The organism is Roseibium sp. AWQ4_290 (genome assembly GCF_056160985.1).
Genome location: NZ_JBSWYG010000028.1, coordinates 36302 through 53823, shown reverse-complemented (window position 1 = coordinate 53823; position 17522 = coordinate 36302). Strand labels below are relative to the sequence as shown.

The 17522-nt window shown below is 61.1% G+C and carries 17 protein-coding genes; 9 read left to right on the top strand and 8 right to left on the bottom strand.

Features of this window, described 5'->3' with window-relative positions; all coding sequences use genetic code 11:
- Positions 1-61 precede the first annotated feature (61 nt).
- Entirely contained in the window at positions 62-1162 is a 1101-nt protein-coding gene (locus ACXAH0_RS22790) for a TraB/TrbI/VirB10 family type IV secretion system protein (RefSeq protein ID WP_475195324.1), read from the top strand.
- A gap of 2 nt (positions 1163-1164) precedes the next feature.
- Positions 1165-1398 carry a DUF2274 domain-containing protein gene (locus ACXAH0_RS22785; RefSeq protein ID WP_475195295.1) on the top strand — a complete coding sequence of 78 codons (234 nt, stop codon included), beginning with the start codon at positions 1165-1167 and terminating at the stop codon, positions 1396-1398.
- Between the two features lie 592 nt (positions 1399-1990).
- On the opposite strand, the gene ACXAH0_RS22780 is transcribed toward ACXAH0_RS22785, so the two are convergent.
- A complete protein-coding gene (locus ACXAH0_RS22780) occupies positions 1991-3286 on the bottom strand; it encodes a tyrosine-type recombinase/integrase (RefSeq protein WP_475195293.1) in 1296 nt (431 codons plus the stop codon).
- A gap of 474 nt (positions 3287-3760) precedes the next feature.
- Here ACXAH0_RS22780 and ACXAH0_RS22775 point away from each other — a divergent pair, with 474 nt between their 5' ends.
- Positions 3761-4006: a hypothetical protein gene (locus ACXAH0_RS22775; protein ID WP_475195291.1), complete on the top strand. Its 246-nt coding sequence runs from the start codon at positions 3761-3763 to the stop codon at positions 4004-4006.
- A 329-nt stretch (positions 4007-4335) separates the two neighbouring features.
- Here the strand turns inward: ACXAH0_RS22775 and ACXAH0_RS22770 are convergent, their stop codons facing one another.
- Positions 4336-5415, bottom strand: a complete 1080-nt coding sequence (locus tag ACXAH0_RS22770; RefSeq protein ID WP_475195289.1) for a Gfo/Idh/MocA family protein — start codon at positions 5413-5415, stop codon at positions 4336-4338.
- A 55-nt stretch (positions 5416-5470) separates the two neighbouring features.
- Positions 5471-6256, bottom strand: coding sequence for a ThuA domain-containing protein (locus ACXAH0_RS22765; protein ID WP_475195286.1), 786 nt, complete (start codon positions 6254-6256; stop codon positions 5471-5473).
- A gap of 259 nt (positions 6257-6515) precedes the next feature.
- On the opposite strand from ACXAH0_RS22765, the gene ACXAH0_RS22760 reads away from it, so the two are divergent.
- The gene (locus ACXAH0_RS22760; protein ID WP_475195284.1) at positions 6516-7043 is read left to right on the top strand and encodes a hypothetical protein; all 528 of its coding nucleotides are present in this window, start codon (positions 6516-6518) and stop codon (positions 7041-7043) included.
- Here the strand turns inward: ACXAH0_RS22760 and ggt are convergent.
- Positions 7037-8779 carry a gamma-glutamyltransferase gene (ggt, locus tag ACXAH0_RS22755; protein ID WP_475195283.1) on the bottom strand — a complete coding sequence of 581 codons (1743 nt, stop codon included), beginning with the start codon at positions 8777-8779 and terminating at the stop codon, positions 7037-7039. The genes ACXAH0_RS22760 and ggt overlap by 7 nt on opposite strands.
- Positions 8780-8957: 178 nt before the next feature.
- Here ggt and ACXAH0_RS22750 point away from each other — a divergent pair, with 178 nt between their 5' ends.
- On the top strand, positions 8958-9326 hold the full coding sequence (locus ACXAH0_RS22750) for a c-type cytochrome (RefSeq protein WP_475195282.1): 369 nt from the start codon (positions 8958-8960) through the stop codon (positions 9324-9326).
- A 29-nt stretch (positions 9327-9355) separates the two neighbouring features.
- Here the strand turns inward: ACXAH0_RS22750 and ACXAH0_RS22745 are convergent, their stop codons facing one another.
- Positions 9356-10315 (bottom strand): endonuclease/exonuclease/phosphatase family protein, encoded by a 960-nt coding sequence (locus ACXAH0_RS22745; protein ID WP_475195279.1) that lies wholly within the window; start codon positions 10313-10315, stop codon positions 9356-9358.
- Between the two features lie 108 nt (positions 10316-10423).
- Here ACXAH0_RS22745 and ACXAH0_RS22740 point away from each other — a divergent pair, with 108 nt between their 5' ends.
- From ACXAH0_RS22740 to ACXAH0_RS22730, 3 genes are all read left to right on the top strand, one after another.
- The gene (locus tag ACXAH0_RS22740) at positions 10424-10822 is read left to right on the top strand and encodes a YchJ family protein (RefSeq protein WP_475195277.1); all 399 of its coding nucleotides are present in this window, start codon (positions 10424-10426) and stop codon (positions 10820-10822) included.
- 406 nt (positions 10823-11228) lie between these two features.
- The gene (locus tag ACXAH0_RS22735; protein WP_475195275.1) at positions 11229-12653 is read left to right on the top strand and encodes a lipopolysaccharide biosynthesis protein; all 1425 of its coding nucleotides are present in this window, start codon (positions 11229-11231) and stop codon (positions 12651-12653) included.
- Positions 12643-13782 (top strand): GNAT family N-acetyltransferase, encoded by a 1140-nt coding sequence (locus tag ACXAH0_RS22730; RefSeq protein ID WP_475195274.1) that lies wholly within the window; start codon positions 12643-12645, stop codon positions 13780-13782. The genes ACXAH0_RS22735 and ACXAH0_RS22730 overlap by 11 nt, the downstream gene beginning before the upstream one ends.
- A gap of 17 nt (positions 13783-13799) precedes the next feature.
- On the opposite strand, the gene ACXAH0_RS22725 is transcribed toward ACXAH0_RS22730, so the two are convergent.
- From ACXAH0_RS22725 to ACXAH0_RS22715, 3 genes are all read right to left on the bottom strand, one after another.
- Positions 13800-15416, bottom strand: coding sequence for an AMP-binding protein (locus ACXAH0_RS22725; protein WP_475195271.1), 1617 nt, complete (start codon positions 15414-15416; stop codon positions 13800-13802).
- Between the two features lie 188 nt (positions 15417-15604).
- A complete protein-coding gene (xerD, locus tag ACXAH0_RS22720; protein WP_475195269.1) occupies positions 15605-16528 on the bottom strand; it encodes a site-specific tyrosine recombinase XerD in 924 nt (307 codons plus the stop codon).
- Positions 16528-16671, bottom strand: a complete 144-nt coding sequence (locus ACXAH0_RS22715; RefSeq protein WP_475180189.1) for a hypothetical protein — start codon at positions 16669-16671, stop codon at positions 16528-16530. Before ACXAH0_RS22715 ends, xerD begins: the two co-directional genes overlap by 1 nt.
- Before the next feature lie 186 nt (positions 16672-16857).
- Between ACXAH0_RS22715 and ACXAH0_RS22710 the strand changes: the two genes are divergently transcribed.
- Positions 16858-17505: a shikimate kinase gene (locus ACXAH0_RS22710; protein ID WP_475180192.1), complete on the top strand. Its 648-nt coding sequence runs from the start codon at positions 16858-16860 to the stop codon at positions 17503-17505.
- The last annotated feature ends 17 nt before the right edge of the window (positions 17506-17522 follow it).

Sequence of the window (17522 nt, the reverse complement as noted above, 5' to 3'; positions counted from 1 at the left end):
CGATCAAGAGCAGAAAAACCAAGACGGCGATCCGCACCCGAACGCTAACGTTAGGGAGGAAATGCGGCTGCGGCTAGATCCACCACGCGTGACGCGTCTCTCGCGCAAAGTGCTTGCAGGGGTCGGGTTCGTTGTCTTGCTCAGCATTGGTAGCGCCTTGATCTATGCACTCCAGGCGCCGGACCGGAGCGACGGAGGTGAGGAGTTGTTTTCGACGGAAAACCGACACACCGCTGACGGATTGGGCAGTCTGCCGAGTGACTATACCGGTCCGGTTCTCGGCCCGCCCCTGCCGGGAGACCTCGGGAAGCCGATCCTCAAGGCACAGGAACGCGGCCAGCCGGTTGTACCGCCGGCGATCCAGACACCCACGCTCGATGAGCAGGAGCAGCGCCGTCTTGCCGAGGAAGTAGCCGCCCGCACCAGCCGTGTCTTTTTCCAGACGGAACAGGCTGTATCGGGCGGCGCGGGGCTGGGTGCAGTGCCGTCGATCAACGGCAGTGCCCCAGGAGGAGTTGCGGCACAAGACAGCAATACCGCCTTTCTCAATGCATCCGTAGACCGTCGGACCACTGCATCCGATCGTGTCGCAGCACCGGCGTCGCCCTATGTGCTGCAGGCCGTGTCCGTCATTCCCGCCGCGCTCATCACCGGGATCCGCTCCGATCTGCCAGGGCAGATCACCGCCCAGGTCACCCAGCATGTCTATGACAGTCCAACCGGGAGACTTCTCCTGATCCCGCAGGGCACCCGCATCATTGGCGAATACTCCAACGATATCGGCTTCGGCCAGCGCCGTGTGCTGCTCGTCTGGAACCGGCTGATCTTCCCGAATGGCCGCTCCATCGTGCTTGAGCGCCAGCCGGGAGCGGACACGCTTGGGCACGCCGGCCTGGAGGATGGGGTCGACTACCACTGGTGGGATCTTGCCAAGGCGGTCGGGCTGTCGACCCTGCTCAGTGTCGGTGCGGAACTCGCCGCAAGTGATGACGATCGTCTGGTTCAGGCGATCCGCGAAGGCGCTCAGGACACGATCGACGATGCCGGGCAGCAGATCGTTCAACGCCAGTTGCAGGTCGCACCGACACGGACGATCCAGCCGGGGTTCCCGGTCCGGGTGATCGTCACCCGTGACCTGGTGCTCGAACCATATGGAGGTTGACCATGGTGAAACTGAAACTTGGGCCTTTACCGGACGACAAACCGGTCAAGGTGAGCGTGGAACTCCCGGCGAAGCTGCATCGGGAACTGGTGGCCTATGCCGAAATTCTTGGGCGGCAGAGCGGGCAGGAGGTTGAGGATCCCGCCAGGCTGATCGTGCCGATGCTGGAACGGTTTATCGCGACGGATCGTGGGTTTGCGAAGGCGCGGCGGAGTGTCAGTCAAGACGGCAGGTGAGGGATAACGTTCTTTCAGCGGAGCGATGAAGTTGGCTGGCGCGGGGTTTTGGTTGCCACTGCGCCAAAGGGCTGCGAAGCTGATCTGGCTTGGTCCAATACCGTCGTGGACTTCGCGGCAAGCAACGCCGGAATAGCGGGCGTCGACGTTAGCTTCTGCAATAATTTTTCGATTCGGTTGATCGTGCCCCTACCAAGGCTTTCGTTTGGGGAAAACCGTTTCAAACCATCGAAATGAAACAGTGCGATCTAAGTGGCTTATTGAAAAATTAGCTGACTCCGGCGCGATTCGCACGCGCGACCCTCAGAATAGGAATTGGCGCGTAGCCCCGAGTGGGTTGAAGCCGAAGCGGGTGCGATATAGCGCACTATGGCAGGATCGAGTCTGCTTCCGCGGTGCTTCCGTACAGCGTAGCGTCACCCAAGTCGAAGTGAGTTTTCCTTGCTAAGTGGCTGTTTTGTTGATATGAATCTGGCGCACCCGACAGGATTCGAACCTGTGACCTCTGCCTTCGGAGGCTTGCAGTACAGAAAAGGAGTGACAGGCGAAAATCAGACCTTCTGCCAATTATTCTCAGTTCCTCGAAGCTTCACTATAATATCTGCACCCGCAACACGGACTTGGAACGCCTCTGCTTAACCTCTCGAACGGACATCACTTCTCCCCCATTTAAAAGTCGAGCAATCTCGCCCGCTACCTGATCGGCAGCAATGACGAGTGCAGTGTCGAGATGCACATATCGCTGTGTGACACCGCGTGGGGCATGACCGAGTAGGCCTGAAATCGTCAATTCGCTGAAGCCCTGTGAAGCAGCCATGCTTGCGAATGTGTGCCTTAGAACATGAGGGGTCACGCCGCTCAATCCGGCCCGCCGGCAAACCCGCTCAAGCACACGCACAACACCTATGAAATGACCCTCCCCGATGTCGGCTGGAAAGACGAATGGAGTGGAATTGGATTTCGCAGTTTCGAGCAGATGTGCGACGGCCGCATCTCCGATGGCCCGCAATTGCGCGCCTGATTTCGTTTCGGGAAAGGCAACACAGTTGTTTTCTGCTTCGATCCACTCTTTGCGCATGCCGAGGACTTCCATTCGCCGGAACCCGGTCAGAAACATGGCGCGGATTGAAGCAAGACCGGTCGGATGTTCGCCCTCGTGTTCCATCTGCATCATCACCTTACCAAGGTGACGAATTTCACCTGCGCTCAGACGGCGTTTGAGTTTTTCCGAAGCGATCACCCTGACACCGTTGGCCGGGCTTTGTTCGATCAGCCCGAGGCGGCGTGCATGATTGAGCAAACTGCGCAATGTGCTAATGGCTCTCCCTGCGACCCCGGCTCCACCTGACGTTTGCCCGCCGCGGCCCGGGCGGCGCGAGCGTGCCGTTTTCCCGGCAGCAATGTCCCCCTGAAGTCTTTCAATGTCAGCAAGCCGTAAGTGACTGACGATACGCGTTCCGATCAACGGTTTGATGTGCTGTTCGATCCGGCTACGATCGCCTGCCACGGACGAGGCTTTGATTGGACGTCTGTTGCGTCCGAGGAGACGGCCGGCTTCTGCTTCTTCGAGGTACCAGTCACAGATTTCCGCAACGGTCATGCCCTGACGTGCGGCACGGCGTTCAGCTGAAGGGTCGCTGCCGTCGATCACGGCGGCCAGTTTTTTCCTGGCAAGGTCGCGGGCGTTTTCAACAGTTACGACACCGAATTGCCCGATGACGAACCGGCGAGTTCGCCGCTCCGAGTTTCGGTACTGGATCAGAAACGTCTTGGTTCCAGAAGGTTTGACGCGGATCCCGAAACCACGAACCTCGGTGTCCCATATGAACTGGTCACGTTTCGGGTCCTGTTGCAGTGCGTCAACAAGTCTTTTGGTGAGTTTGGGCATTGCCGGTTTCCTTTCAACTTGAAATGTCGTTTGGAGTCAGTGGACTGCTGTGAACGTGGAGAGCGGTGGCGGCACGATTTGCTTCCCCACGCAGTTGCAGCATGAGCGGGGAAGCAGATGAACGGAAATCAAGGGTATTTCCAGCGTACCGCCGGCGGCGCGCCGATCAATGCAAGTTATTGACTGATCGTAGATTTTCGCGTTATGGCGTAGAATAACCAGGCATGGCGAAAACGATCTGGTCCGGTTGCCAAGGTTGGGGTCGTGGGTTCGAATCCCATCGCCCGCTCCAGTTTCCAAAAGGCTCAGGAACCGTCCTGGGCCTTTTGCTTTTTTGCACGCCTTTCCAGATATTTGCCAACAAGAAGCTTTTTGGGAAGTCTGGCTTTGGCGGATCTGCCTGAAAGCCTTGAAATCATTTGGGTGCCACTTTATCGTGTGCTGTGAATATATTAGATTCGTGTTGAAATATCAGTGACTTATAGAAAATATTTGTTTGTGGTCCTGGCTGTCTGTCTGGTGTCAGGATGCCAGAGTGTTGTGTCGTCCAATCCGTCCAATGTGCTCGTTCAATACGATCCGGCCATGTATGATCCGGCCAAGATGGCGCAATTGGCGCAAGAGGAATGCCAGAAACACGGTAAGAATGCGGTTTACGCCTCCACCATTCCGACAGGTGGATGGTCGCTGCCGACGGCGTCTTTCCGCTGTGAAAAATAAGGGCGGCGCTGCTGAATAGACGGGTCAAAAAGCCGGCCCTGAAGGGGGGGCTTTCGGGTCCTTGAAAAAAATCCGGATTTTTCTGCATCCTAGAACCGGGTTTTTTTCTCGTCTTTTTCTGGATCGGCGGGTTTCGTCTAAAATTATCGGAAAACCTGAAGACCGGGGTGAACGAAGTGTCAGAAAGACTGCGCTAGAGTTACCTCACATCGCGCGCAAACCGCTTCCAGAGGCCAGCGGGCGGTGGTGCCTTGCGAAAGTACCCTTGTGAACGGCGGAGCTTCCAGCTCCGCCGTTTGGCATTTCAAGCCGGATGACCGTGCCACGTGTCAAAGGATGTCAGGAACCGGCAGGAACCGGCCATTGTCCGCATCGGATTGTTCGGCGGTATCGAGGGCGGCCTGAAGCCGGGCGCCATGGGCAAAATCCGGCTCCGGGGACCCCTTGCCGCGGATGGCGCCGACGAAGCGCTCATAGACGGTTTTCACCTCGGGAACGTCCAGTTTTTCCCAGCGGGCGCTGTCAAGATCCGGCCCCTTGCAGATCCGCAGGCTTTCAACGGCGTTTTCAAACAGCACTTCGAGGCCGCCGAGATCACCATAGAGGCGCAGCCGCAGGTCATTCAGGTGGCCGGAGGCAAAGCGGCTGGCGCTGATGGTGCCAAGCGCGCCATTGGCAAGCTCCGCCTGCAGGGTGAAACTGTCATTGGCATCCAGCGGATACTCTCCGATCCGGTTGCCCTCTGCCTTGTCAAAGGTCTTCAGCCGGCAGGAGAGTTCGGTTACCGGGCTTCCGGCGGCAAAGGTGGCAAAGTCCAGAATGTGAATGCCCACATCCCCCAGGACCCCCTTGGAGCCATGGGCCTTTGAAAGGCGCCACAGCCACTGGCTTTCCGTGCGCCAGTCGCCCCAGGCGGACTGGGTCAGCCAGCTTTGCAGATAGGAGGCTTCAAAGTGCCGGAGGTGGCCAACTGCCCCTTCGGCCACCAGCTGCGCCGCCTTTTGCAGGACGGCGACATTGCGGTAGCTGAGATTGACCATGGCAATGACGCCCTTTTGCCGGGCCCGCTCGGCCATCGCGGCCGCATCTGCCTGATTGGTCGCAAGCGGCTTTTCGCACAGGACATGTTTTCCGGCATCCAGCAGCGGCAGGGTGGTCGGGTGGTGGGCGGCATCGGGAGTGACATTGGAAACCGCGTCAAACGCACCCCAGGCGAGTGCCTCTTCCAGGGTGTCAAACCGGTGCCCGATGGCAAAGCGGTCGCAGAACGCATTCAAGGGGCCGGGGCGGCGGTCAACCCCGCCCACCACCTCAACGCCGGGCAGAGCCTGATAGGCCTCCACATGATGGGCAGCCATGTTGCCGGTGCCGAGGATCAGAATGCGGACCGGAGTGTCCTGTTGGGCCATGGTCTGTTTCTTCCTGAAAAGAGGGGGCGGGCCGGAAAAAAGGGCGCGCGCGGGATCAGCGGAAGCCGTCTTCGCCTTCAGCGTGAAGTTTTGGTCCACGTTCCTCAATGGGTTCGAGGGCCTCGGACACGGGTACATTCGGCGCCACATTGGGGTCTGCCAGCCGGGCCATGGGGTTGAAGGCCCATTTGACCCCGTTTTTCAAGACACGCTGTACGGTGGGGTCGTGATAGGTCGGGTAGGTCTCATGGCCGGGACGGAAATAGAAGACATTGCCCGCGCCGCGTTTGTAGGTGAGACCGGAGCGGAATACTTCTCCGCCCTGGAACCAGCTGATGAAGACGGTTTCCAGCGGCTCCGGCACACCAAAAGGCTCGCCATACATTTCTTCCATCTCCAGCTCGAAACTGTCGCCCAGCCCTTGCGTGATCGGGTGGTTGCGGCTGGTGACCCACAGGCGCTCGCGCTCTCCGGCCTCGCGCCAGGTCAGGTTGCAGGGGCTGCCCATCAGCCGTTTGAAGGGCTTGGAAAAATGAGCCGAATGCAGAAATAAAATGCCCATGCCGGACCAGACCGCGTCGCAGACCCGCTCCACCACCTTATCGTCCACATCTCCATGGGCGGCATGCCCCCACCACAGCAGCACATCGGTCTCAGCCAGCCGGGCAGCGCTCAAGCCATGCTCCGGCTCCTGCAAGGTGGCCGTCGTCGCGGAGATCCCGGGGTCGGTGTTCAGGGCATCGGCAATGCAGGTGTGCATGCCGCCTGGATAGGTCCGGGCGACAATCTCGTTATGCTGTTCATGGACGTTTTCGCCCCAGACCACGGTTCTGATCGGCATGACCGTTTCTCCCTGTTGATTTCATGTGTTTGGAAGGGCGCTCCGCAGAGGTTTCAAAGCGCTTTGAACTAGCGCTAGCACCGGGGTTTCAGGCTGTCAATCGCCGGAATGCCGGCAGCTCCGCAGGCGCTTGCGCATCGGGATTCGAGAAATGGTAACCTAAAGGAACTTTTTTGGGGCGCAGGACATTTTCCTTACCTTATTTCAAGTAATGGTTGCTAAGGGTTGTGTTATCTTCAATTTTACAATGTAAGATATTATGAACGTGTTTCGTCACCCCATTACTGCAAGTGTCATCCTGTTCTGGTTCTCATTCTGGCTTTTGAACGGGCTCGACAAATTCTTTGCCCGCACGGATCTGGGCCTGTTGAACTGGCACGGCAATCACCGGGTGGAAAAATTCACGCTCTATTTTGACAAGCTGGCGCTGGACCCGGCTTTTGTGCAGGCCACACTTGTCTTTGCGGGCCTGGTTGAATTTGCCGCCGCGGGCTTTTTCGTCTGGGCTGGCCTGCGCCTGCTGCGGGGGGTGCCGGGGGTGGCCTACCGGACGGATCTTGCAATTGCCGTCTCAATTGCCGTCTTCCTCGGCTTTACCGTTTTCGATGTCGTTGTTGGCGACCGGGCGGAGCTTCTGGAGCATTCCACCTATGTCGGCGTCCTGCTGGCCTCGTTCCTGGCCGTGTCGGTGGAAAGTTTCTTCCGCCACCTGAAGGATCTGGACGGGCAGGGCCTGGTGCCCCATCCGGACACCGGCCCTGACCTGCCGCCGCAAGCGGCTCAGTAACCAGCTGTCAGGGCGCCCTCCCGGCGTGGATCGGAAGCGCCCGCAAGCGCGCCGTCCACGGCCATGACCGACTGGGTCGAGCCCATGGCATTCTTGACCGTGACCCTGTGGCCCCGACTTTCCAGCAGCCGGACCGTATCGGGGGAGACGCCTTCCTCGATGCGGATTTCGTCCGGCAGCCATTGATTGTGGATCCGGGGGGCGGCGGTCGCCTCGGCGATGTTCATCTTGTGATCGACGATGTTCATGATCACCTGCAAGGTGGTGGTGATGATGCGGCTGCCCCCGGGCGAACCGGTCGCCAGAAAGAACTTGCCATCCTTGAACACAAGCGTCGGGCTCATGGAGGACAGCGGGCGCTTGCCACCTTCCACCGCATTGGCGGTTCCCCCGATCAGCCCATAGGCATTGGGCGTGCCTGGTTTAGCGGAAAAGTCATCCAACTCGTTGTTCAGGAGAACACCGGTTCCGTCGGCGGTCAGGCCCGCGCCATAGGAAAAGTTCAGCGTGTAGGTGTTGGAGACCGCATTGCCGTCCTTGTCGACAACGGAAAAATGGGTGGTCTCGTTGCTTTCATAAGGATAGGGATCGCCGGGGCGGACCTCTTCGGAGGGCGTCGCGGCATCCATGCGGATGGCCTTGGCCAGTTCGGCGGCATAGGTCTTTGAGGTCAGTCCGGCCACCGGCACATCGACAAAATCCGGGTCGCCGAGGAATTTCGACCGGTCGGCATAGGCCCGGCGCATGGCTTCGGCCATCACATGCACAGTGTCGGCCGCGTTGGGGCCGAATTCGGCCATCGGAAAGCCTTCCAGAATGTTCAGGATCTGGACGATATGCACCCCGCCGGACGAGGGCGGGGGCATGGAGGCGATCTCATAGCCCCGGTAGCTGCCAGTGACCGGCTTGCGCCAGACCGGCGCATAGGCCGCCAGATCCTCTGCTGTCATGCCGCCACCGGCCTGTTGCACCTTGGCGGCGATCCGTTCGGCGGTCGGCCCCTTATAAAAGCCGTCAGCGCCCTTCTCCGCGATCAGCTTCAGGGTCTGGGCCAGGTCCTTTTGCACCAGAGTTTCCCCCGGCTGATAGGGTGTGGTGCCGTTTTTGAAGAAAATCGCCGCCGTGGCCGGATCCTTGGTCAGCCGCTCGGTGCGGGCGGACAGGGCCGATGAGAGCCCGGGGGTTACCGTAATGCCTTCCTCGGCCAGCTTGATAGCCGGCGCGAGCAGATCCGCCCAGGTCAGCTGACCGCTGCCATACTTTTGAAACGCGGCTTCAAATCCGGCCACCGTGCCCGGAACTCCTATGGCAAGGCCGGAAAAGCGCGACTTCTGCTTGTCCGGTTCGCCGTCCGAGCCCAGAAACATATCCTTGAAGGCCGCAACCGGAGCCTTTTCCCGGTAGTCGAGCGCCTGGGTGTCCCCCGTTCCGGACATGTGGATCATCATGAAGCCACCGCCGCCCAGATTGCCCGCGCGCGGCAGGGTGACAGCAAGCGAAAAGCCCGTGGCAATGGCGGCATCCACCGCGTTGCCGCCTTTTTTGAGGATCTCAAGGCCAACGCCGGTGGCCACCGCCTCCTGGCTGGCGACCATGCCCTGTTGTGCCGTCACCGGGTGAAACCGGTCCTTCAGGGAATAGATCGGTGTCGTCTCCTGGGCAAAGGACACCGATGCGGACAAGCTGAAGACGGCAGCAGCGGCCGCGCGGATCAAGGGTCTCAGGCGGGGGGACATATCACTCTCCTGGGATTGCACATGAGCCGAGTGTGTCGAAGCCTCAGGGCAGGTGCAACAGAAAAAGCGCGATTAAGTTGCTGATGCCGGTGCTGCAATTGACGTAGCGCAAGGAGAGGCGCCCGCAAACCCTGCAGGCTTCAGGTCTCAGAGATCCATCAGCCACAAGGAGCAATCCATGCACTGGTATGCCGATGACCTGGCCCCTTCCGCCCTGCCCAGGCTTCCCAAAGGCGTTCTGCACTTGGTGATTGCGGGTGTCCTGACTGCGGCAATGGCCTCCGCCGCACATGGGGCCGATCGTGTTGCCGGCAAGAAGCTGGCCCTGCAATGGTGCGCAGCGTGCCATATCGTTTCTGAAGATCAGGCGCGCGCGTCCAGCGTCTCCCTGCCGAGCTTTTACGATATGGCAAAAGATCCCGAGTGGAGCGAGGCGGCGCTGGCAACCTTTCTGGCCGATCCCCATCCCAACATGCCGGATATGAACCTGGGCACCATCGAGACGGCCAATCTGGCCGCCTATATCCGCTCACTCGCGCCAGACTGAGCCGCGGGCGGCCTGCTCTTGACCATCTTCTAGAGATCGAATTCGGCGCACATGGCGGCGTGATCCGATCCAGGGTCCTGCTTGGAAGCTTCTGCGTCGAGCCCGGCATTGAAGACACGGACGCTAATGGTTCTGCCGGTCATGGCGGGGCTGGCCAGGATATGGTCGAGCGCTCTGCCCTTGCCCCTGTGCAGCACGGTCTTGCGCTGTTCAAGCGGCAGGGACGCATCCAGCTGGTAAAGGCGCCGGTGCTCCAGCCCCGGCGTGCGGGTGTCCGCAGGGTCGGCCCTGAGCAGCCGCAAGGTAACCGCTTCGCCGCTGGCGTTGAAATCCCCGGTCACAATGATCCGGGCGCTCTCGTCCTGATCGAACACGGCATCCACCGCCAGCCGGAGCTCCAAAGCCTGCGAGATCTGCTTCAGCATGGACAGCTGGTAGCCCTCTGCCCAGGCCGCGGTGCTTTTCCAGGTCCGGGCGGAGGTCTTGCCGCCCCGGACCGGCGCGGCGCGCAGGGCGCGCAAGTGAACGGCAAAAAGATGCAGCGGGCCGCCGCGGCCCGCATCCAGCCTGGTTCTGAGGATCGGCCGTTCGAACGTGATCTCCTGCGGGCTGTCATAGGCGGGATCGGCGGTCACGGGCTGCCAGAGAGGAGGCCGGGCGTGCTGTTGAAACAGGCTGTCCTGGGCGAGTATCGGGTACCGGGACAGAATGACCAGATTGTGCCGGGAATTGGGGCCTTTGCCGGGCGCCCGTTCACTGGTGGCCCTATGGTAGTGCTCATAGGGTGTTCCGGTGATCAGACGGTCAAGGGCCAGGAACTGGCGTATGCTTGCTCCGGAGACTTTCTGGGCATTGACTTCCTGAAGGCACACGATGTCGGCCTCCAGCTCGCAGAGCCGGGGACGCAGGGCGGTGAGGCGCGGGGCAAGCGTCTCCGGATCAAACCGGTCCGAGCCGAAGGATTCAAGATTGAACGTGGCAAGTCGCATGAGGCTCGGCCCGGCTCCGTGGAAGCTGCCGGGAGACCATAGCCGGGCGGGAGAACAAGTGGTAGAGACCGCAGGACACTGTCATGAAACACCCCGGAGGATCACCCCGTGTCTGAGGAAATCTGTGCCTGTGGCTCCGGGCGGCCTTTCACAAGTTGCTGCGGACCTTTTCTGGATGGCCTGGCGGTGCCGGATACGGCCGAAGCCCTGATGCGCTCCCGCTACAGCGCCTATGTGCGCCAGGAGATTTCCTATCTCAAGGTGACCTTGTGGCCGAAGTTCCAACCGGGATTTGATGAGACCGGGGTGGCCGCCTGGGCGGCGGAAAACCACTGGACCGGTTTGAGGGTGCTGGACAGCGAGGCGGGGGGACCAAAAGACCGGGACGGGACGGTGCTTTTTGAAGCGAAATATCTCTCCGGAGGCCGTTTGAACATTCACCGGGAATGCAGCCGGTTCCGGAAAAAAGCTGGCCGCTGGTACTATGTTGAGGCGGTGGACGCATAGAGTCCGGCCGGACCTGAGAGGCTGGCAGCTGGCGGTACCAGTCACCTGGTGTCAAAAAAATCCGGTCCCCCCTCAAAGCGGCGGGAGGGGGACCGGATCGAACAGGCGGGACAGTACACACCGGGGAGGCAATCCGGACAGCCCGCAAAACGGTTCAGCCGGAAGAAGATCTTCGGCCAGCTTGAAACGTTTGTTCCTTATTTGTTCTAATTTTCAGCCGCCTGTCAACAGGCAAAGCCCAAAGGCCTGCCGTCTTTGTGTCCAGAGAGGCCGTTTTGCCTCTTTCCAGGTCCCTGCAAGGGCCCATCTGATTGAAGAAACGCTGTCTTTCATGGGGCATTCCGGCGACGGAATGTTAAGCCCCTCGTGTCATAAATACGGAAAGAGTGTTTCAAGGGCCTTGCACGTGCGATCTACCGCGACCTCCTGGACGAAGCGTTTCCAAGACGCCGCCTGGTTTCAGGGGCTGGGCCGGATCGTGCCACTGCTGGCGTCTCTTCGCGGGTCCGGCAGTTCGGACGACCGCGCGGCAGGCCGCATGGCCATGACCACTTTCGCCGTGCGTGTGGCGGGCGCTGCGCTTGCCTTTCTGTCCCAAATTGCCCTGGCGCGGCTCCTGGGGGCCCATAACTACGGCATTTATTCGGTTGCGTGGACCTGTGTGATTGTTCTTGGGGTGATGGCCTGCGGCGGCTTTTCCACTTCCGCCAGCCGCTTCATTCCGCAATACCGGCAATCCGGGGATCTGGACGGGCTGCGCGGGTTTCTGCGCACAAGCCGCCAGCTGGCCTTTGTGATCGGCGCCGGGGTCTCGGTGCTGGCTGCCAGTCTGGTTGCTCTGGCCCGGCCGCTTCTGGACCCGTCCTATGTGCAGCCGCTGCTGATCGTTTCGCTGGCGCTGCCGTTCTTCGCCTTTGGGCTTGTGCAGGACGGGATTGCCCGCAGCCATGACTGGCCGTCGCTTGCCATGCTGCCGACCTATATCTGGCGCCCGTTGACCATTCTCGTCCTTCTGATCGTGGCCCTTGTCGCCGGATACCCGGCGACGGCCACCTCCGCTGCCACTCTTGCGGTCGTGGCGACCGGTCTGGTCGCCGTCTATCAATACCTCCATCTGCGGCGCAGATTGCCGCAACAGGTGCCAAAGGGGCCGGTGCGGATCGATATGAGGTCCTGGCTGGCGATTTCCCTGCCCATGCTGATGGTGGAAGGATTTTTGCAGCTGATCACCAGCGCCGATGTGATCATGGTCAGCCTGTTCCGGGACCCGCATGAGGTGGCTGTCTATTTTGCGGCCTCCAAGACGCTGGCGCTGGTGCATTTTGTCTATTTTGCCGTTCGTGCGGCTTCCGCCCACCGGTTTTCCAGCTACATTCACACCAGCGATCTTGCCGGCCTGGCCGCCTATTCCCGGCAGGCCACCTTGTGGACCTTCTGGCCGTCCCTGGCCGCCGGGGCCGGGCTTTTGCTGGTAGCGCCCCTGCTGCTGCGGCTGTTTGGTAGCGGTTTTGAGGCCGGATATCCGCTGATCGGTCTGCTTCTGATTGGGGTCCTGGCGCGGGCATCGGTCGGTCCGGCTGATGCGCTCTTGTCCATGACCGGCCACCAGAACAGCTGCGCCGCCATTTACGGGGTCACTTTCGCGCTCAATGTGGGGCTGAACCTGCTGTTCATTCCCCTTCTGGGCCTGGAAGGAGCGGCGGTTGCCACCAGCCTGGCCATCATCGCCGAGGCGGCTCTGCTGGCCCGGGCCGCCCGGCGGCACCTGAACGTGACAACCTTCGTGCTGCCCCTCATGGCGCCGTCGAAAGGCCGCGCCCATGGCGGTTGAGGCGGGAGAGGCCAGCGCTCTGGAGACCGTGTTTCTGGATCCTGTGGACGCGGATCTGCCGCTGGACGCCTGGTTGGCGCTCGCGGAGGCCGCGCTTGATCCCAATCCGTTTTTCGGGCCGGGCTTCTTGCGGGCTTATCTGGGGGGCATGGGCGCGGCGCAGGTCCGTCTTTTGGTGGTCCGGCACAAAACCACCGGGCTTTGGCTGGTGGCTGCGCCCATCGGGCGGCGTGCCGCCGGTCTTGTATGCCCCGCCGCCATGGTCTGGACAACGCACTATGCCCCGCTTGGCACACCGCTCCTGCATCCGCAGGCCGATGACGCGGCGCTCCGCATGTTTGTCACGGCGGCGGCCGGGGCCGCTCAGGTGCTGGTTCTTCCCTATCTGCCCCTTGCGTCTGAGACGGCACACCGGCTTCAGGGTCTTGCCGGTGTGCAAACGGTGCTGGAAGGCCGCGCCGCGCGGGCGTGTCATGCCGGTGCAGAAGAGGGCGAAGGCCAGTTTGAAGAAGCGTTTTCAGGCAAACGTCGCAAGGAAATACGGCGCTTGCTGCGCCGGCTGGAAGATCATGGCCCGGTGCGCTTTGAGACCGTGCGCGGTGCGGATGCCTGTACGCAGTTCGAAGCCTTTCTGGATCTTGAGGCCAAGGGGTGGAAGGGCCAGGGCGGTACGGCCCTCAAGAGCCGCGACGGGACGGCCCGGTTCTCCCGGCAGGCGGTGCAGGCGCTTTCCGAGGCCGATGCGGTTCGCATCGATACGCTTTCAGCCGGGGACACGCTGGTGGCCGGTCTGGTGTCTTTCGAAGATGGCGGCCATGTCCTGACCTGGAAAATTGCCTTCGATGAAGACTTTGCGCGTTATTCTCCAGGTGTCCAGCTTATGATGAAAGTGTTCCGGGACAATCTGGCGCGGCCGGGATTCAGGCAGGCCGACTCCCTGGCCATTCCGGGCCACCCCATGATCGAGCCGCTCTGGCGCGGCCGTTTGGAACTGGCCACGCTGGTGCTGGGCACGGGCTCTGCAGGCGCCGTGGCCATGGGGATTTGCCGGGCCGATATGGCCCTGGAACGCCGCCTGAAACAGGCGGTGCGCAAGGTCAAAGCCTGGCTGGCGCGTAAACCAGGCTAATACTTCAGAAATAGTGTCTACCCCTGATCCCGCAGCAGGCGGCGGATCACCTTTCCGGTGGTGGTCATGGGCAAAGAGGTCACAAACTCCACCTCGCGGGGATATTCATGGGCCGACAGGCGGGTACGGACAAAATCGGTGATTGAAGCTTTCAGTTTTGCACTCGCGGTCTCACCGGGTTTCAGCACGATAAAGGCCTTGACGATCTCCGTGCGCAGCGGGTCTGGCTTGCCGACAGCCGCGGCTAAAGCCACTGCGGGATGTTTGAGCAGGCAGTCCTCAATCTCCCCCGGCCCGATCCGGTAACTGGCGGATGTGATGATGTCGTCATCCCGTCCGATGAAATGGATATAGCCGTCTTCATCCCTCTGGCCCTGATCACCTGTGACCATCCAGTCACCGATGAATTTGGCAGCAGTTTCCTCTGGCTTGTTCCAGTATTCCAGAAACATGACCGGGTCCGGCCGTTTGACGGCAATCTGGCCCAGCACCCCTGCAGGCAGCGGGTGGCCGGTCCCGTCGATCACCGCCACCTCATGTCCCGGGGTCGGTTTGCCGATGGCCCCGGAGCGGCTCACCTTGAGCGCCGCAGCGGACCCAAGCACAGCATTGCATTCGGTCTGGCCGTAAAATTCGTTGACGGGAAAACCAAATTCTTGCGCGAACCAGTCGTAGGTTTCCCGGCCAAGGGCCTCTCCTGCCGACCCGACACTGCGCCATTTCAGGGTGAAGCGGCTGGCTGGGCGCTCGACGGCGCGCAGCATTTTCAGCGCCGTTGGCGGAATGAAGGCATTGCGGATCGCCTGGCTCTGAAGCAGGTGAAAAGCGCCTTCCGGGTCAAATTTGCGCACGGCCTGGGAGACAACCGGAACCCCGAGGGCCAGGGCGGGAAAGAGAGCGTTGAGCAGACCGCCGGCCCAGGCCCAGTCCGCAGGGGTCCACAAAAGATCTCCCTCTTGGCCGAGGAAGTTCTGGGAAAGCTCAATACCCGGCATATGGCCGATCAGGACCCGGTGCCCATGAAGCACACCCTTGGGCTGGCCGGTAGTGCCGGAAGTGTAGATCATCAGAGCAGGATCGTCCGGTGTGGTCGCAGCCGTGTCAAACCGGTCGCTCGCAGCCTCCAGCAGGGCGGTCAGGCTGTGAACATCTGCCTCAGGCCCGTCCACCGAGATGACGGTGGTCAGCTCCGGCAGACCTGCGCGCAGCCCGGTGGCTTTTTCGAGACCGGCCGTATCGGTGACAAGCGCCTTGGCGCGGGAATCGGCCAGCCGGTAGCGCAGCGCATCGCGGCCGAAAAGGGCCGCAAGGGGTACGGCAATCGCGCCGAGCTTGTAGGCCGCAAGATGAGCCATGGCGGTCGCTGGGCCCTGGGGCAGCAACAGGGCCACCCGGTCGCCCCGCATAAGCCCAAGGCCGCGCAGGGCATTGGCAAACTGGTTGGCGGTCCGGTTAAGCTGGCGGTGGCTCCAGTCTTCTGCGGTGCCATCTGCCAGGATATGCCGGATGGCCAGCCGGTCCGGATCGCGTGCCGCCCAATGATCGCTGACAGCTGCGGCCATATTGTAGCTATTTGGAAGCGACCAGCGAAATCTGTCGATCAGCGTGTCATAGTCGCTGGTGGGCTGCAGCATGAAAGTGTCCGCTTGGAAAGGTCAGGCCAATGAAGTCAGGCGCGCAAGTTTAAGGTGTTGTTTGCTGCAGTGCAATAGAGCCGGTTTGCAGTGTTTCGAATTTGGCTGGAAACACGCAGTATTCGTTAATGCGTTGAAGTCTTTTCTGTCAGGCAGCAACCGACGGTTCCGATTTTCCCGCAACCGTTCTACCGCTTGGCCAGCGGGTGGGCGCTCTCCACCAGGGCGCGCAACCGTTCGTCCAGCACATGGGTGTAGATCTGCGTCGTTGAAATATCCGCATGGCCGAGAAGCTGCTGGACCACCCGCAAATCCGCCCCGTTTTGAAGCAGATGCGACGCAAAGGCGTGGCGCAGCACATGGGGCGAGACCTTGGCCGTATCGAGCCCGGCAGCCAGGGCCAGATCCTTCAGGTCGCGCCCGAAATGCTGGCGGGTCAGGTGGCCGCTGCCACCATGGGAGGGGAATAGCCAGGGGCTTTTGTCATTGGCGCCTTGGGCAGCGCGCAGCGCCACATAGTCTTTCATGGCGGCCTGGGCCGCGTGGGACAGCGGGACCAGACGCTCCTTGCCGCCCTTGCCACGGATCTCGATCAGCCGCGCATCCCGCAAGGCGGCGGTCAGGGGCAGGGCAACCAGCTCCGACACCCTTAGCCCGCTGGCATAAAGCACTTCGATCAAGGTGTAGAGGCGCTGGGCGCGCAGGCGGGCGGCCGGGCTACTATGGGGTTTGAGAGTGCCCTCCCGGGCGGTTTCGATCAGCCGGTCCACTTCCTCCATGGACAGGACCTTCGGCAGGCTGGCCCGTTTTTTCGGAGCCGACAGGGTCCGGGTCGGGTCGTCTCGTCTCAGCCCTTCCGTATAGAGAAATTTGAAAAACTGTTTGAGGGCCGACAGGCGCCGCGCCTGAGAGGTTTCGGCAAAGCCGCGCCGGGTGAGGTCGCTCATATAGGCGGAAATGTCACCAGCCTGTGCTGCGGCAATCTTTGTCTTGCCGAGAAAGTCTGAAAAATCCTCCAGGTCGCGCCGGTATCCGGCGAGTGTGTTTTCCGCCGCGCCGCGCTCTGCGGCCAGCATTTCCAGAAAAGTCTCCAGATCGAAACCGGTTGCCATCAGCGTCCGAAGCCGTCCTTTTTCACCCTGACAGTGATCTCCCGTTCGCGCGGGTCGACATAGGTCGCAAGCGAATAGACGGCCCCATAGCCAAGCGCGCCAAGCAGGGCGATGACAACAATCAGACGGGTCAGGGTCGGCACGCGATATCTCCCGGTGCGAATCGGTTGGGGAAATGTTCCAAAACCGCAGCGTTCTGTGCAAGGCCTTGTGGGCCCTGAAAGCGCGGGCTGCAAGGCCGGAGGGTGAGCATGTCCGACAGCACGGCGGAAATGCGGCGGCTGTCTTCCACAGCGTGTCTTTTCTTCCGAATATGATACAACGCAGCCATGACTGAAACGGACAAGACGCGGGACAGTGACGTGTATACCGCCGAAACAAAAGCAAAACCTGTCGATCCCGGCCGTCTCGTTGCGGCACTCGGGAGGCGTTCGATCGTTCTGGTCGGCATTATGGGCTGCGGAAAATCAACGGTTGGCAAGCGCCTGGCGCACCGGCTCGGCCTTGAATTCATTGATGCCGATTCCGAAATAGAGCGGGCCGCCAACATGACGGTCTCTGAAATTTTCGCAGCGCATGGGGAGAGTTATTTCCGCTCTGGAGAAGAACGTGTCATTGCCCGGCTTCTGGGCGAGGGGCCACAGGTGCTGGCCACCGGCGGCGGCGCCTTCATGAGCGCGGCCACACGTGCCGAGATTGCCGCCAACGGCCTGTCGATCTGGCTGAAAGTGGATTTCGACACGGTCATGGCCCGGGTCCGGCGCCGGTCGACCCGGCCGCTGCTGCAGACCCCTGATCCGGAAGGCACCATGCGCAGGCTCATGGTTGAGCGCGAGCCGGTCTATGCCAAGGCGGCGTTGACGGTCACCTCAAAAGACGTGCCCCATGACGCGGTGGTGGATCAGATCATCACCACGCTGGCCGGGCACCTGTTTTCTGGTGAGGACACCGGGTCCTCGCCAGCTTCTTCTTCCTGATTTGGACTTTGATACCC

What these genes read in the sequence shown, in the direction of transcription:
- ACXAH0_RS22745 (WP_475195279.1), bottom strand. Translation starts at nt 10,315, where the DNA reads ATGCGACTTGCCACGTTCAATCTTGAATCCTTCGGCTCGGACCGGTTT.
- ACXAH0_RS22725 (WP_475195271.1), bottom strand. Translation starts at nt 15,416, where the DNA reads ATGCTGCAGCCCACCAGCGACTATGACACGCTGATCGACAGATTTCGC.
- ACXAH0_RS22730 (WP_475195274.1), top strand. Translation starts at nt 12,643, where the DNA reads ATGGCGGTTGAGGCGGGAGAGGCCAGCGCTCTGGAGACCGTGTTTCTG.
- xerD (WP_475195269.1), bottom strand. Translation starts at nt 16,528, where the DNA reads ATGGCAACCGGTTTCGATCTGGAGACTTTTCTGGAAATGCTGGCCGCA.
- ACXAH0_RS22780 (WP_475195293.1), bottom strand. Translation starts at nt 3,286, where the DNA reads ATGCCCAAACTCACCAAAAGACTTGTTGACGCACTGCAACAGGACCCG.
- ACXAH0_RS22760 (WP_475195284.1), top strand. Translation starts at nt 6,516, where the DNA reads ATGAACGTGTTTCGTCACCCCATTACTGCAAGTGTCATCCTGTTCTGG.
- ggt (WP_475195283.1), bottom strand. Translation starts at nt 8,779, where the DNA reads ATGTCCCCCCGCCTGAGACCCTTGATCCGCGCGGCCGCTGCTGCCGTC.
- ACXAH0_RS22710 (WP_475180192.1), top strand. Translation starts at nt 16,858, where the DNA reads ATGACTGAAACGGACAAGACGCGGGACAGTGACGTGTATACCGCCGAA.
- ACXAH0_RS22750 (WP_475195282.1), top strand. Translation starts at nt 8,958, where the DNA reads ATGCACTGGTATGCCGATGACCTGGCCCCTTCCGCCCTGCCCAGGCTT.
- ACXAH0_RS22770 (WP_475195289.1), bottom strand. Translation starts at nt 5,415, where the DNA reads ATGGCCCAACAGGACACTCCGGTCCGCATTCTGATCCTCGGCACCGGC.
- ACXAH0_RS22790 (WP_475195324.1), top strand. Translation starts at nt 62, where the DNA reads ATGCGGCTGCGGCTAGATCCACCACGCGTGACGCGTCTCTCGCGCAAA.
- ACXAH0_RS22765 (WP_475195286.1), bottom strand. Translation starts at nt 6,256, where the DNA reads ATGCCGATCAGAACCGTGGTCTGGGGCGAAAACGTCCATGAACAGCAT.
- ACXAH0_RS22785 (WP_475195295.1), top strand. Translation starts at nt 1,165, where the DNA reads ATGGTGAAACTGAAACTTGGGCCTTTACCGGACGACAAACCGGTCAAG.